The sequence below is a fragment of the Dongia sp. agr-C8 genome, assembly GCF_054658695.1.
The window spans coordinates 32182-46265 of sequence record NZ_BAAGHZ010000001.1 but is presented as its reverse complement, the minus strand read 5'-3'; the positions used below and the strand labels follow the sequence as shown (position 1 = coordinate 46265).

Genomic DNA, 14084 nt, shown 5'->3' with positions numbered 1-14084 from the left:
CTTGCCTGCCTCCACGACCGCTGCCGCCGGGCAGCCTTCGCTGCTGCACCGCCTTTCCACCGCGCTCTACGTGCGGCCGCGGCTGCTGCTGCTCCTGCTGCTGCTGCCGCCGCTGCTCTGGCTCGGCATCATCTATCTGGGCTCGCTGTTCTCGCTGCTGGTGCAGAGCTTCTTCTCGGTCGATGACTTCACCGGCAAGGTGGTCTACTCGCCGACGCTCGCGACCTATGCCGGCCTGTTCAACGACACCAGCATCAGCGTCATTCGCCGGACCGCCCTGACGGCGGTGACGGTGACCTTGATCTGCGCCGCGATTGCCTTCCCCCTCGCCTACTACATGGCGCGCTACGCCGGGCCGCGGGCCAAGGCGGTGTTCTATATCGCGGTCATGCTGCCGCTCTGGTCGAACTACCTGGTCCGGGTCTATGCCTGGAAGCTGATCCTGGCCAAGGAAGGCGCGGTGACCTGGCTGCTGGCGCATCTCGGCCTGCAGGGCCCGCTCGACTGGGTGCTGGCGACGCCGGATATCGGCGGTGCCTCGCTCGGCACCTCGATGATCGGCACCACCATCGTCTTCGTCTATATCTGGCTGCCCTATATGGTGCTGCCGATCCAGGCGGCGCTGGAACGCGTGCCGCGCTCGCTGATCGAGGCCTCCAGCGACCTCGGCGCCCATCCGCGCGATACCTTCCGCCGGGTGATCCTGCCGCTCTCGATTCCCGGCGTCGCCGCCGGCTCGATCTTCACCTTCTCGCTGACCCTCGGCGATTACATCATCCCGAACATGGTCGGCTCGTCGCGGCCCTTCATCGGCCAGCTGGTCTATCAGTACCAGGGCACGGCGTCGAACCTGCCGCTGGCGGCCGCCTTTGCCGTGGTGCCGATCGTCATCATGGCGCTCTATCTTTCCGCCGCCAAACGCCTGGGAGCCTTCGATGCGCTCTGATACGGGCAAGACCAGGCCGGGCTGGGGCCTGACCGCGGCGGCCTGGTTCGGGGTCCTGTTCCTGAACGTGCCGATCCTGTTCATCATCTTCTATTGCTTCACCACCGACGACCGGTCCTACAGCTTTCCGCCGCCCGACCTGACCACCAAATGGTTCGGCGTCGCCTTCGCGCGCGACGATCTCTGGGACGCGCTCGGCCTGTCGCTCCGGGTCGCGTTCATCTCGATGGCGATCGCGCTCATCCTCGGCACGCTGGCGGCGGCGGCCATGTACCGGTTCCGCTTCTTCGGCAAGGAGACCGTGACCCTGCTGATCCTGCTGCCGATCGCCCTTCCCGGCATCGTGACCGGCATGTCGCTGCGCGCGGCCTTCGACCTCGCCGACATGCCGTTCAGCTTCTGGACCCTGGTGCTCGGCCACGCCACCTTCTGCGTCGTGGTGGTCTACAACAACGTGATCGCGCGGCTGCGGCGCTCATCGCCGGCCTTGGTCGAGGCCTCGATGGACTTGGGCGCCAACAGCTTCCAGACCTTCCGCTACGTGGTGCTGCCCAACCTGGCAACCGCCTTGCTGGCGGGCGGCATGCTGGCCTTCGCCCTCTCCTTCGACGAGATCATCGTCACGACCTTCACCGCCGGCAACCAGAACACCCTGCCGATCTTCATCCTGAAGGAGCTGTCGCGGCCGCATAACCGCCCGGTGACCAATGTCGCGGCGGTCATGGTCATGGTGATCACCTTCGGCCCGATCCTGCTCGCCTATTACCTGACGCGCGACACCCAGGACACCGCCGGCAGCGGCAAGTAGGCGGCGTCAGCGCGGCAGCTGCTGCAGGTAGGCGATCATCAGCGCGACGGCGCCGAGGATCACCAGGATCATGAACCCCAGCACCATGAAGCGGCGGAGGCTGGCCTCGCGGCCCGACGACATGCCGCGGATGGAGCGCGAGAGATTGGAGAGGCGCGACATGATGCGCACCAGCTTCTCGCGCTCGGTGTTCTGCCAGAACTGATAGAAGACGATCAGATAGACCGCGGCGAGTCCGATCACCACGGCGAGGAACTGCACCAGCCGGAACAGGAAGTCGTCCTCGGAGACATGGGCACCGAGCACGCCCAGCGCGAAGATCGAGACCACGCCGATCGCCATCGCGCGCCATTGCTGGGCCTTGCCGAAGCGGCTGGTCTTCACCGCCTCGTGGTAGAGCATCAGCATCTCGGCATGGGTGCGCTCGTCGAGCTCGCTCGCCACCAGGGCTTCTTCAGCCTCGGCCTCCGTCTCGTCGCCCTTATCGGGGGCCTTCTCGGTTTCCTTCTTCGCCATCGCGCGTCTCACCTTTCGGACCGTTAGTCTGGGTCCGATCGGTTAACAAAGGACGAAGAAACAAATCCTGGGGGCTACCAGCCTAATTCTTCTTCCCGCCGGCCGCGGCCTTGACCAGGCGCTCGTCGGGCTCGGTGCGATAGGCGGCGACCATGCGGTTGGTGGCGTTGGCCATGCCGACAATCGAGACCAGCTCGGCCAGCATCGCGTCGTCCATGCCGGCCTTGCGCGCCGCCGCGGTGTGGCTGACGATGCAGTAGTCGCAGGAGTTGGTCATGCTGACGGCGAGATAGAGCATCTCCTTCACGACCGGGTCGAGCCTGCCCGGGCCCATGATCTGCTTCAGGTCTTCCCAGGTCCGCTTCAAGGTCGCCGGATCGTTGGCCAGCACTTTCCAGAAATTGTTGATCCAGTCGACCTTGCGGGTCGCCTTGATGTCCTCGTAGACGGCTTTTACTTCCGGCGAGGCATCAGCTTCCTCGATGAACGGCATCAGGGCCACGGGAAATACTCCTTGGTTTGTGCGGGTCGCTTGAATGCGTGTCAGGCGGAGAGGCGCTTCACATGCGGGAAGTCGAGCGCCGGTTTGCCGCCGCGGGCCTCGCAGCAGGCCTCAATCTCGCCCCAATGCGCCTTGACCTCGAGATTCTCGGCCGCCTTCGGGATGGCGCCGTCCATCCAGTCGAAGATCTCGTAGAGCACGGGCCCTGTCGGTTGCTCCAGCACGACGCGCACCGGTTTCGGCCCGCCGCCGAAGCCGAGCCGCGTGATGGTGGCGTAGTGCTTGTCGAGGAGGAGCGAGAGCCGATCCACCATGCCCGCCTTCACCTGGAAGGTCGCCATCACGGTATCGGCCATCGCAAACTCCCGCTCAATACATGTGCTGGCCGCCATTGATCGAGAGCGTCGAGCCCGTCACGAAGCCCGCGTCGTCGGCGACCAGGAACAGGACGCCGCGCGCGATCTCCGAGGCCTCGCCGAGGCGGCCGACCGGTATCTTGGCAACAATCTTCTCGAGCACCGGTTGCGGCACCGCGCGCACCATGTCGGTATTGATATAGCCGGGCGCGATGGCGTTGACGGTGATGCCCTTGGCGGCGCCTTCCTGCGCCAGCGCCTTGGTGAAGCCGTGGATGCCGGACTTGGCCGCGGCATAGTTCACCTGACCGTATTGCCCGGCCTGGCCGTTGATCGAGCCGATGTTGACGATCCGACCGAAGCCGCGGGCGCGCATGGATTCGATCACCAGCCGGCACATGTTGAAGCACGAGGTGAGGTTGGTGTGGATGACCTGCTCCCACTGCTCGGGCGTCATCTTCACGATCGTCCCATCGCGGGTGATGCCGGCATTGTTCACCAGGACATCGATCGGGCCGAGCTTCGCGGTGATCTCGCCGACACCCTTCTCGCAGGACTTGAAGTCGGCGACGTCGAATTTGAAGACGTCGATTCCGGTCTTGTCGTGAAAGGCCTTGGCGGCCGCGTCGTTGCCGGCATAGGTCGCCGCGACCTTGTAGCCGGCGTTCTTCAGCGCGACCGAGATCGCCTCACCGATGCCGCGGGTTCCCCCGGTCACCACTGCCACCCGTGCCATGTTTCCTCCCCTGTTTCCTGTTCGTCATGGCCGGGCTTGGCCCGGCCATCCCTGAGTTTCTTTCCGCCGCTCCAAACTCAGAGGTCCCCGGGCACCGTCCGCGAATGCGGACATTCGTGACAACCGAGTGTGGGCCGCGTGTTGTGTCAGCGCTCCACGGTCAGCGCGATGCCCATGCCGCCGCCGATGCAGAGCGTGGCGAGGCCTTTCTTCGCGTTCCGCTTCTGCATCTCGTGCAGCAGGGTCACGAGCACCCGGGCGCCCGAGGCGCCGATCGGGTGACCGATGGCGATGGCGCCCCCGTTGACGTTCACCTTGGCCGGATCCCAGGCCATGTCCTTGTTGACCGCACAGGCCTGGGCCGCGAAGGCCTCGTTGGCCTCCACGAGGTCGAGGTCGTCGATCTTCCAGCCGGCCTTCTGCAAGGCGAGGCGCGAGGCCGGGATCGGGCCGGTGCCCATGATCGCCGGATCGACACCGGCGGTCGCCCAGGAGGCGATGCGGGCCAGCGGCGTCAATCCGCGCTTGGCCGCCAGCTCCGCCGACATCAGGGTCACCGCCGCGGCGCCGTCGTTGATGCCCGAGGCGTTGCCCGCGGTCACCGTGCCGCCCTCCTTCAGGAAGGCCGGGCGCAGTTTGGCCAAAGTGTCGACCGTGGTGCCGTGCTTCGGGTATTCGTCGCTGTCGATGGTGATGTCGCCCTTGCGGTCCTTGACCACGATCGGAACGATCTCGTCCTTGAACTTGCCGGCCTTCTGCGCCGCCTCCGCCTTCTGCTGCGAGGCCGCCGCGAACTGGTCCTGCTGCTCACGGGTGATCTGGAACGCCTTCGCAACGTTCTCGGCGGTGTTGCCCATGTGATAGCCGTTGAAGGCATCCCAGAGCCCGTCGGTGATCATGGTGTCGATCATCTGGGCATTGCCCATCTTGGTGCCGTTGCGCAAGTGCATGCAGTGCGGCGCCATGCTCATGCTTTCCTGGCCGCCGGCGACCACGATCTCGGAATCGCCGTTGCGGATCGCCTGGAAGCCCAAGGCCACCGCGCGAAGCCCCGAGCCGCAGAGCTGGTTGATGCCGTAGGCCGTCTTCTCGAAGGGAATGCCGGCGCCGATCGCCGCCTGGCGGGCCGGGTTCTGGCCCTCGCCGGCGGCGAGGATCTGGCCGAGGATCACTTCCGAGACCTCGCCCGGGGCGATCTTCGCGCGCTTCAGCACCTCGACGATCGCCGCCTTGCCGAGCTCGTGGGCCGGCAGCTTGGACAAGGCCCCGGCAAAGGCGCCGACCGCGGTCCGCGCGGCGGAAGTGATGACGACGTCCTGTCCATTCTGGGCCATGGCGCTTTACTCCTCGGGGGGCTGGTGGAAAGCGGCCTATAATTGAAACTTCTAGGCCTTGGAATCGACCCTAAAAAGAATCCGGTCCTGCCGCAAGCGGCAAACCGTCGCGAGACAGTCGAGATGGTCATAAAATCTCCACCTTTGGGCGCATCAATGCGGCGATGGTTTGCGTTTCGGGGGATCATCCATGACGGACATAGCGGCACCACCCGCGACCAAGCCGTCGCCGCACATCGCGCACTGGACGCTGCAGGCCGTGACCCTGCCCGTCCGCCGCGCCGGGCGCTGCGGCCTTGCCGGCCTGCCCTTCCTCATTCTCTACGCCGGCGGCTATCTGCTGCATGGGGGGTTTTACGCCCACCTCATCGAGCCGCTGAGCCTGGTCACCATGACCGTGCCCGCCTTGCGGAACTTCGATCAGGTCACGCAATGGATGACGGCGACCGACGGCCTCATCTGGGCGCTCAGCCTATTGACCCTGGCCTTCTGGCTCTGCGCCTGGCAGCGCGCGGTCGCGACCGGCTTCCGGGAACCGGTAGATGCCTGGCTGAAGGCGAGCCTGCGCCGGATGCCGCAATATCTCGTCGTCTTCGGAGCCTGGGCGGTGGTCGGCTTCGTCCTGTTCGCCCTGTCGAATGCGCTCTATACGCAGAACCTGTGGCTCAACCGGTTTCCCGTGATCGACGCGGACGGCCTGCCGCGGGCCCGGGCACCGCTGACGATCATCCTCGGGCTGGTCGGTGCGCTCTATGTCTATGTGCGCTTCGCGCCCTTGACCGCCCTCACCGCCGCCGGCTGGGATGGAAGCTTGGCGGAGGTGCCGCGGCTCACGGGCGGAGGTACCGGGCCGCGCCTTTGCCTCGGCTTCATCGCGCTGCTGTTCCTGAGCTGGGCATTCTGCATCTGGTCGCGCAACGGCGCCGCGCTGATCTATGGCAAGGACTGGATAGGCCCGGCCTATCACCTCACGCGCCTCTTTGCGCTGCTGACCCAGATCTGGCTGGCGACGCTGGCGGCACTCGCCGCCGCACCGCTCGCGTCGCCGCGGCCGATGGCATGACTTGACAATGCCAGCCGGGACCGGAGTGATGGGCAGGACGGTCCCGCCGCCGATCGATCCCCGGCGACCGAGCCGATCCCAGCGCCGAGGAGAATGCGGCCGGTGACCGATGCGATCCTGCCTGCCGACTGCCTGGATGACTTGCACGATCCGCGCCTGAAACGGCTTCACGACTATTGGCGCGGCCGCTGCGGGGAGGGCGTAATGCCGGCACGCAGCGCAGTCGATCCGCTCGATTTCCGCTTCATCCTCGGCTATGTGACTCTGGTCGAGGTGGAGCCGACGCCGCGGCGCTACCGGTTCAAGCTCGACGGCTCGATCCTCGCCATGCTCTCCGGTATGGACTATACCGGCCGGTATCTCGACGAGCTCGGGCTGCCTGACTACATCGACTTCGTCGCCGCCAGCTACGACCGCGTGGTCGACCGGCAGCGCCCCTACGCCTATCGCAAGCACGGCGCCTTCGACACCAAGAGCTTCGACGAGGAGACCCTGATCCTGCCGCTGGGACGCGACGGCCGGGTCGAGCAGCTGATGGTTGCCGTCATCCCCGGCGACCTCGCCCCGGAGCCGGGCAAGGTGGTGATCTGATGATCCTGGAATCCGCGTTGCTCGAGGTGAAGCCCGGCGAGGAAGCGGCCTTCGAAGCCGCGATGCGGGAAGCGCGGCCGCTGATCGCGGCGACGCCCGGATTCCGGTCGATCGCGGTGCGGCGCTCGATCGAAACGCCGAACCGCTATCTGCTGCTGGTCGAGTGGGAGAGATTGGAGGATCACACGGTCGGCTTCCGCCAGTCGGCGCGCTATGAGAAATGGCGCGCGCTGCTGCACCACTTCTATGATCCCTTCCCCCGGGTCGAGCACTTCGATCAAAGCATCTTCGCCTGACTCACACGCGCGTGAAGCGGTCGGTTGAATCGGGAGTTGGGGCAGGTCCGAAATGCAAGAACCAGCTCGGAGCGGAATGAAATCCGCGTGCGATTTCAATTAAATACGCCCCGCGACGGACCCGCGATCAGCGATCGATAAAATTCTAGTCGAGTTCTTCTCGAATACCCGAAGTGGTCAAGGCGAATGCATTTCGGAATCCTGATCCCATCAGATTTTGGGGTCGGTCATGCACACCATCGCGCGCTTCGCTTCCATTGTCTTCGCCGGGCTGCTGTTCCTGGCCGCCGCCGATCCGGCCGCGGCCAGGCCGGCACCGCCGCCGCCTTTCGTCCCGCGTGAGCCGCGCATCGCCCTGGTCATCGGCAATGCGGACTATGCCGACGCGATCAAGCTCGCCAATCCGGCCAAGGATGCCGCGCTGATCGGCAGCACGCTCGAGAAGCTGGGCTTTGAGGTCATCCTGGTCACCAATGCCGCGCAGAAGCCGATGCAGCGCGCGATCGTCGCATTCGGCGACCGCCTGGCCGAGGCCGGGCCCAACGCGGTCGGGCTGTTCTACTATGCCGGCCACGGGCTGCAGCTCGACGGCCAGAATTTCCTGGTGCCGACCGATGCGGACATCTCGCGCGAGGTCGATGTCGAGATCAACGGCGTCTCCGCCGACCTGGTCTTGAAGCAGATGGCCTATGGCGGCAGCCGGGTGAACATCGTGATCCTGGATGCCTGCCGCAACAACCCGCTGGCCCGAGACTTCCGCTCGGTGGCGCCCTCGCAGGGCTTTGCCGAGATCCGCAGCAAGCCCAAGGGCACCTTCATCAGCTATTCGACGGCGCCGGGCGAGGTCGCGGTCGATGGCGACGGCGACCACAGCCCCTTCGCCGAGGCGCTCGCGGCCTCGATGGAGCTCCCCGGCCTCGATCTGGCGGAAGTGTTCCAGCGTGTGCGCGAGCGGGTGCTCGCCGCCACCGACGAGCGGCAGACGCCCTGGGATTCCTCCTCGCTGGTGAAGTCCTTCTATTTCATTCCGCCGGCCGGCGATCGGGCCAAGGATGATCTCGTTGCGGCGGCGGAACCGGCGCCGGTCGAGGTTGCAGCCGCGCATCCCGAACCCGCCGCGCCGGCAGTGCTGCGCCAGGCCGAGGCCGCCGCCGCCCCGGATTTCGTGACGCAGACCCGCAGCCTGTTCGCCAAGCCAGGCTCGCGCCTGCGCGCCGAGCCGAGCAAGGACGCGGCGATCCTCGCCAAGCTGCCGGCCAATGCCGAGCTCCGCGCGGTCGCCCGTTCCAAGGACGGCGCCTGGTGGCAGGTCGCGACGCGCGCGGGCACCACTGCCTACGTCCATGCCGACGCAGTCAGCAATTACCGCACCGCCCGGCCGGTGCCGGCCCAGCGCATGCCGGCCGCCGCCGCGCAACAGGCGGCGCAACCTGCCGCGGGCAAGAGCGCCGGCATCGGCATCGGCCTGGTCGATAACGCCCTGAACTGGCTGGAAGCGGCGTCCGCCACCGGCCAGAACACGCAGAACCCGGTCCGCGCCAGCCGATAAATCGGCATCGCCACCGCACGGCTCTTCGGCTAGACAGGCTGGACCGCAAGGGTCCAGCAGGGGTGCGTCCGTGGAGATCAAGCCGTTCGGCGTCGAGATGTGGATGAACGAGTTCGAGACCCGGTGCGAACTCAATCTGGCCGAGACCTGCGTCGATTCCATCACGCTCGGCGAACTGCTCGACATGGCGGGGAAGCGCCAGAGCCTGCTCGACGAACTGCTGCCGATGCGGCTCGGCTATGGCGACATCGAAGGCAGCCCGCGGCTGCGCGACGCCATCGCCTCGCTCTACGCGAAGCAGGCGCGCGACAATGTCCTGGTCTGCCACGGCACGATCGGGGCCAACGCCCTGGTGCACCAGGCGCTGGTCAGCCGCGGCGACCATGTGATCGCCGTGGTGCCGACCTACCAGCAGCATTACTCGATCCCGGAAAGCCTCGGCGCCGAGGTCGAGCTCTTGCATCTCAAGCCTGAGCAGGGCTACCTGCCCGACCCCGCGGCATTGAAGGCGATGCTGCGGCCGACCACCAAGCTGATCGCCATCAACAATCCCAACAACCCGACCGGCGCGCTGATGGACCGGGCGATGCTGGAAGCGGTCGCCGGCCTGGCGCGCCAAGTCGGCGCCTGGATCCTCTGCGACGAGGTCTACCGCGGCACCGATCAAGTGGGCGACGGCTACAGCGCCTCGATGGCCGATCTCTACGAGAAGGGCATCAGCACCGCCGGCATGTCCAAGGCCTATTCGCTGGCCGGCCTGCGCCTGGGCTGGATCGTGGCGCCGCGCGAAGTGCTGGAGGCGGCGATGATCCACCGCGACTACAACACGATCAGCGTCGGCCGCATCGACGATCATCTGGCGGCGCTGGCGCTGGAGCACCGCGACAAGATCCTCGCCCGCGCCCATCGCATCACCCGCGACAACCTCGCCATCCTCTCGAAGTGGATGGCGGGCGAGAAGCGGATGGCCTGGGTGAAGCCGAAATCCGGCACCACGGCGCTGCTCACCTACGACCTGCCGATGTCGTCGCGCGACTTCTGCCTCCGGCTGCTGGAAGAGGAAGGCGTCATGCTCTGCCCCGGCAGCGCCTTCGACCTCGAAGGCACGGTGCGGATGGGCTATGCCTGCGGCACCGAGGTGCTGGAGCAGGGGCTGGCCCGGATGTCCCGCTTCCTGGCCCGCAAGGGCAACCGCTAGCGCGATCTTCCGGAAGTCGCGATTCGGCGCTTCCGCTGCCGATCCGCATCGCCGGCATGGCGCATTCGCCCTGCTCGGCGCGTGGAGCGTCACACGTTGCGTGGCGCAAGTCGCCTCCTGCGGACACCATAAGGACATACTCACCTTCTCTCGCCGCGTAAGTATCGCGTCCTGTGACGGGCGTTACAGGCGGATCACGCGCGGCCTGCGCCTGCTGTCGGCCTCGAAGCGAACCCCGCTCCACTGTGAAGGACAGCGAAACATGGCGATCATCAACGGCACCAACGATCCCGAGACCCTCACCGGCACCAGGGATGACGACATCATCACCGGCGGCCGCGGCAACGACATCGCGCTGATGGGCCGCGGCGATGACCGCTTCGTCTGGAATCCCGGCGACGGCAGCGACATCGTCAACGGCCAGTCCGGCTTCGACACCCTCGCCTTCAACGGCGCCAACATCGCCGAGCTCATGGAGATCCGGGCCGAGGGCAGCCATGCCGTCCTCACCCGCAACGTCGCGGCGATCACCATGGACACCGAAAGCGTCGAGCGCATGGAGCTCCGCACTCTGGGCGGCGCCGACACGATCTGGGTGGGCGACATGACCGGCAGCGCGCTGCGGCAGGTCGCGATCGACCTCGGCGGCTTTGCCGGCGGCGGCGACGGCGCGGCCGATGTCGTGGCGGTCAATGGCGGCGCTGTCCACAACAGCGTGCACGTCGCGGCATCGGGCAGCGAGGTCTCGGTGACCGGCTTGCGCGCGACCGTGACGCTGGCCAATGCCGAAGCCGGCGACACGCTGGTGGTGAGCGGCCTCGACGGCAACGACACGCTGGATGCCAGCGGCCTGCCGGCGGCGGCGCTGAAGCTGGTCCTCGACGGCGGCAGCGGCAACGACGTCCTCCGCGGCGGCGAGGGCGACGACGTGCTACGCGGCGGCGAAGGCAACGACACGGTGACCGGCGGCCATGGCAACGACGTGGCCTTCCTCGGCGGCGGCGACGACAAGTTCACCTGGAACAGCGGCGACGGCAACGACACGATCGAAGGCGAGAGCGGCACCGATACCGTCCGCTTCAACGGCGCGGATGCCGGCGAAACCATCCAGGTCTTCGCCAACGGCGGGCGGATCGGGCTGACCGACAGTCTCGACAGCGTGACGCTCGACATGAACGAGGTCGAGAAGCTGGAGCTGCGCACCGCGGCCGGCGCTGACAACATCGTGATCGGTGACTTGACCGGAACCGGGCTCAGCGCCGTCGCCGTCGATCTCGGCAGCGACAGCGACGCGGACCAGCTCGGCATCAGCGGCACGATCGGCGCCGATGCGATCAAGCTCGCTTCCGCCGGCGGCAACATCCTGGTCAGCGGGCTGGCGGCGGAGATCAGCGTCAGCCATGCCGGCAAGGACGACTTCCTCACCATCAATGCGAACCAAGGCGACGACGTCATCGACGCCAGCCAGCTCGCGGCCAACCGGTTGCAGTTGACTTTGAACGGCGGCGCGGGCAACGACACGATCACCGGCAGCGCCGGCAACGACCTCGTCAACGGCGGCCAGGGCAGCGACACCGTGCTGCTGGGCGCCGGCAACGACCGCTTCGTCTGGAACCCCGGCGACGGCAGCGACAAGGTCAACGGCCAGGCCGGCTTCGACACCCTGGCGTTCAACGGCGCCAACATCGCCGAGCAGATCGGCATCGCCGCCGACGGCAGCCATGTCCAGTTCACCCGCAATGTCGCCAGCATCGCGATGGACCTCGAAGCCATGGAGCGGATCGAGTTCAGGGCGCTGGGCGGTGCCGACGTGATCACCATCGGCGATTTGACCGGCACCGGGGTGAAGCAACTGGCGCTCGATCTCGGCGGCTCGACCGGCGGCGGCGACGGCGCGGTCGACACGGTGAGCGTCGATTTCAGCAACGCCAAGGACGTGATCAAGCTGACCCAGGGTACCGACGGCCTGATCACCGTCGCCAGCGCAGCCGAGACCATCACCATCGCCAATGCCGAGGCAAGCGACGTCCTGGTCGTGAGGGCGCTCGACGGCAACGACACGCTGGATGCCTCGGCGCTGAAGGACGGCGCCATGGCGCTGACCCTGGACGGCGGCGCCGGCAACGACCTGATCTTCGGCGGCGCCGGCGCGGATACCCTGCTCGGCGGTGAGGGCAATGACACGGTCACCTGGTCGATCGGCGGCGGCAAGGACGTCATCGACGGCGGGGCCGGGTTCGACAGCCTCACCCTGAACGGCAGCGGCGGCGATGACCAGATCCAGGTCTTCGCCAGTGTCGGCGGCAAGCTCACGGTCACGGGCAGCGACGGTTCCACGCTCGATGTCTCCGGCATGGAGCAGGTCAAGGTCATGGGCGGGGCCGGCAAGGACAGCATCCTGATCGGCGATCTCAGCAGCACGGCCATCGACAAGGTGATGGTCGATCTCGGCGCCGGATCGCCGGGGGAGACCGTCACCGTCCAGAACGGCGTCGGCGAAGTGATGCTGATCGAGAGCAAGTGCAACCAGATCCTCATCACCAACCAGAACACCTTCCAGACCATCACCCTCGACAACGTCGACTCGTCGGACGTGCTGAACGTCATCAGCAGCTTCGGCAACGTGCCGGGCCAGGTGATCATGGCGAGCGGCCTCGCCACCTCGCTGCACTTCACCGGCGGCAACGGCGCCGACACCATCTTCAGCGGATCCGGCGACGACGTGATCGACGGCAACCAGGGCAACGACGTCGCCCTGATGGGCGCCGGCAACGACGTCTTCAATTGGGATCCGGGCGACGGCAGCGACTCGGTGGACGGCCAGGCCGGCTTCGACACGCTGCGCTTCAACGGCAGCAACATCGGCGAGGAGATCAACATCCTGGCCGACGGCAGCCATGCCGAGCTGACGCGCAATGTCGCCGCCATCGACATGCATCTCAACAGCATGGAGCGGATCGAGTTCCGGGCGCTCGGCGGCGCGGACAACATCCATGTCCACGACCTGAGCGGCACGGCGGTGAAGCAGGTCGCGATCGACCTCTCGGCCTTCACCGGCGACGGCGACGGCGCGCTCGACACCGTGACCGTGGACGGCACCGCCGGCAACGATCACATGACCATCGCCTCGGCCAACGGCGTGGTGACCATGACCGGTCTCCCCGCCCAGGTCACCGTCAGCCACGGCGAGCTGGACGACGAGATCCGGGTCAACGGCGGCGAGGGCAACGACGTGATCGACGCCTCCGGCGTGCAGTCCGGCAACCCGCACATGACCCTGGACGGCGGCGCCGGCAACGACGCGATCACCGGCACCCAGGACGGCGACCTGATCTTCGGCGGCGACGGCCATGACATCCTCAAAGGCGGCGAAGGCGCCGACACGATCGACGGCGGCCAGGGCGACGACGTCATCACCGGCGGGATCGGCGACGACGTTATGGGCGGCGGCGACGGCGCCGACACCTTCGTCGTCACCGGCATGCTCGACGGCCATGACCTGATCGAGGGCTTCACCGGCGAGGACCGGCTGGATCTCACGCAGCTGTTCGACAGCCTCGGCATCGCCGCCGGCGACCGCGAGGGCAAGGTCTCTCTGACCGACGACGGCTTCGGCAACGTCATCGTTGGGGTCGATGCCGACGGCAATGCGGCCAACGGCTTCGAGCACGTCGTCGCCACCCTGCACACCAGCAGCCCGATCACGGTCGGGCAGGAAGTGGTGGTGAACGGCTGACGGTGAAGGGGCCGGAGCGTGATGCGCTTCGGCCCCTGCAGCCGTTCATCCGCTCGGCGAGGGCGATGCCACCTTCCGTCCATGCTGGGTCAATGCAAGGACGCGGCCTTCGTCCGCAGCACCGGCAGAGCCATGCAAAATTCGCCGATACGCGCGCCGGGCTATGCTGAATTTGCGCCGAAAATTTTCCCTGTCTGCGTCCTGTCTGCGTTGGGGACAGACTAAGGCACTGACATCCCCTACTTCCACCCACCCGTTCACGCAGCGCCACGCAGCCATCGCCGGATCGCGCCGCTTCGCGGGTGAATCTGCGTGCAATTCCTTTTCTGTCCGGGTCCTGTCCGGGTTGCCGCTGCGGTAAGGCACTGGGCCCACAACATTTCTCTATACCCGGTCACGCGGCACCATGCGGACCTCGCCGGGAGCGCCGGGTCATGTGGAATCGGCGCTAGA

The 14084-nt window shown here is 66.7% G+C and carries 13 protein-coding genes; 8 read left to right on the top strand and 5 right to left on the bottom strand.

The annotated features are described in order from the left end of the window. Nucleotide 1 precedes the first annotated feature (1 nt). Together ACYQ4T_RS00200 and ACYQ4T_RS00195 are read left to right on the top strand one after the other, a co-directional pair. Nucleotides 2-946, top strand: a complete 945-nt coding sequence (locus tag ACYQ4T_RS00200) for an ABC transporter permease (RefSeq protein ID WP_459849747.1) — start codon at nucleotides 2-4, stop codon at nucleotides 944-946. After that, nucleotides 936-1754 carry an ABC transporter permease gene (locus ACYQ4T_RS00195; protein ID WP_459849745.1) on the top strand — a complete coding sequence of 273 codons (819 nt, stop codon included), beginning with the start codon at nucleotides 936-938 and terminating at the stop codon, nucleotides 1752-1754. The genes ACYQ4T_RS00200 and ACYQ4T_RS00195 overlap by 11 nt, the downstream gene beginning before the upstream one ends. Before the next feature lie 6 nt (nucleotides 1755-1760). Here the strand turns inward: ACYQ4T_RS00195 and ACYQ4T_RS00190 are convergent, their stop codons facing one another. From ACYQ4T_RS00190 to ACYQ4T_RS00170, 5 genes are all read right to left on the bottom strand, one after another. Next, nucleotides 1761-2270, bottom strand: coding sequence for a hypothetical protein (locus ACYQ4T_RS00190; RefSeq protein ID WP_459849743.1), 510 nt, complete (start codon nucleotides 2268-2270; stop codon nucleotides 1761-1763). 82 nt (nucleotides 2271-2352) lie between these two features. Then, nucleotides 2353-2763, bottom strand: a complete 411-nt coding sequence (locus ACYQ4T_RS00185; protein WP_459852003.1) for a carboxymuconolactone decarboxylase family protein — start codon at nucleotides 2761-2763, stop codon at nucleotides 2353-2355. Between the two features lie 50 nt (nucleotides 2764-2813). Continuing rightward, nucleotides 2814-3128, bottom strand: coding sequence for a hypothetical protein (locus ACYQ4T_RS00180; protein WP_459849742.1), 315 nt, complete (start codon nucleotides 3126-3128; stop codon nucleotides 2814-2816). A 13-nt stretch (nucleotides 3129-3141) separates the two neighbouring features. Beyond that, the gene (gene phbB, locus ACYQ4T_RS00175) at nucleotides 3142-3864 is read right to left on the bottom strand and encodes an acetoacetyl-CoA reductase (RefSeq protein WP_459849740.1); all 723 of its coding nucleotides are present in this window, start codon (nucleotides 3862-3864) and stop codon (nucleotides 3142-3144) included. A 146-nt stretch (nucleotides 3865-4010) separates the two neighbouring features. Then, nucleotides 4011-5198: an acetyl-CoA C-acetyltransferase gene (locus ACYQ4T_RS00170; RefSeq protein WP_459849738.1), complete on the bottom strand. Its 1188-nt coding sequence runs from the start codon at nucleotides 5196-5198 to the stop codon at nucleotides 4011-4013. Between the two features lie 190 nt (nucleotides 5199-5388). Between ACYQ4T_RS00170 and ACYQ4T_RS00165 the strand changes: the two genes are divergently transcribed. The 6 genes from ACYQ4T_RS00165 (at nucleotide 5389) to ACYQ4T_RS00140 (ending at nucleotide 13631) form a co-directional block, all read left to right on the top strand. Next, on the top strand, nucleotides 5389-6261 hold the full coding sequence (locus ACYQ4T_RS00165) for a hypothetical protein (protein ID WP_459849736.1): 873 nt from the start codon (nucleotides 5389-5391) through the stop codon (nucleotides 6259-6261). A 93-nt stretch (nucleotides 6262-6354) separates the two neighbouring features. After that, a complete protein-coding gene (locus ACYQ4T_RS00160) occupies nucleotides 6355-6852 on the top strand; it encodes a PAS domain-containing protein (protein ID WP_459849735.1) in 498 nt (165 codons plus the stop codon). Then, nucleotides 6852-7148, top strand: coding sequence for an antibiotic biosynthesis monooxygenase family protein (locus ACYQ4T_RS00155; protein WP_459849733.1), 297 nt, complete (start codon nucleotides 6852-6854; stop codon nucleotides 7146-7148). The genes ACYQ4T_RS00160 and ACYQ4T_RS00155 overlap by 1 nt, the downstream gene beginning before the upstream one ends. Nucleotides 7149-7377: 229 nt before the next feature. Then, nucleotides 7378-8697, top strand: a complete 1320-nt coding sequence (locus tag ACYQ4T_RS00150) for a caspase family protein (RefSeq protein ID WP_459849731.1) — start codon at nucleotides 7378-7380, stop codon at nucleotides 8695-8697. 70 nt (nucleotides 8698-8767) lie between these two features. Then, complete coding sequence (locus ACYQ4T_RS00145; protein ID WP_459849728.1) at nucleotides 8768-9895, top strand: aminotransferase; 1128 nt, start codon at nucleotides 8768-8770, stop codon at nucleotides 9893-9895. A gap of 262 nt (nucleotides 9896-10157) precedes the next feature. Then, entirely contained in the window at nucleotides 10158-13631 is a 3474-nt protein-coding gene (locus ACYQ4T_RS00140; RefSeq protein ID WP_459849726.1) for a beta strand repeat-containing protein, read from the top strand. Nucleotides 13632-14084: the final 453 nt, after the last annotated feature.

Bases quoted from the DNA above. Each gene is read 5' to 3' on its own strand.
- ACYQ4T_RS00165 (WP_459849736.1), top strand. From the start codon at position 5,389: ATGACGGACATAGCGGCACCACCCGCGACCAAGCCGTCGCCGCACATC.
- ACYQ4T_RS00185 (WP_459852003.1), bottom strand. From the start codon at position 2,763: ATGCCGTTCATCGAGGAAGCTGATGCCTCGCCGGAAGTAAAAGCCGTC.
- ACYQ4T_RS00180 (WP_459849742.1), bottom strand. From the start codon at position 3,128: ATGGCCGATACCGTGATGGCGACCTTCCAGGTGAAGGCGGGCATGGTG.
- ACYQ4T_RS00190 (WP_459849743.1), bottom strand. From the start codon at position 2,270: ATGGCGAAGAAGGAAACCGAGAAGGCCCCCGATAAGGGCGACGAGACG.
- ACYQ4T_RS00170 (WP_459849738.1), bottom strand. From the start codon at position 5,198: ATGGCCCAGAATGGACAGGACGTCGTCATCACTTCCGCCGCGCGGACC.
- ACYQ4T_RS00160 (WP_459849735.1), top strand. From the start codon at position 6,355: ATGCGGCCGGTGACCGATGCGATCCTGCCTGCCGACTGCCTGGATGAC.
- ACYQ4T_RS00195 (WP_459849745.1), top strand. From the start codon at position 936: ATGCGCTCTGATACGGGCAAGACCAGGCCGGGCTGGGGCCTGACCGCG.
- ACYQ4T_RS00140 (WP_459849726.1), top strand. From the start codon at position 10,158: ATGGCGATCATCAACGGCACCAACGATCCCGAGACCCTCACCGGCACC.
- phbB (WP_459849740.1), bottom strand. From the start codon at position 3,864: ATGGCACGGGTGGCAGTGGTGACCGGGGGAACCCGCGGCATCGGTGAG.
- ACYQ4T_RS00150 (WP_459849731.1), top strand. From the start codon at position 7,378: ATGCACACCATCGCGCGCTTCGCTTCCATTGTCTTCGCCGGGCTGCTG.
- ACYQ4T_RS00155 (WP_459849733.1), top strand. From the start codon at position 6,852: ATGATCCTGGAATCCGCGTTGCTCGAGGTGAAGCCCGGCGAGGAAGCG.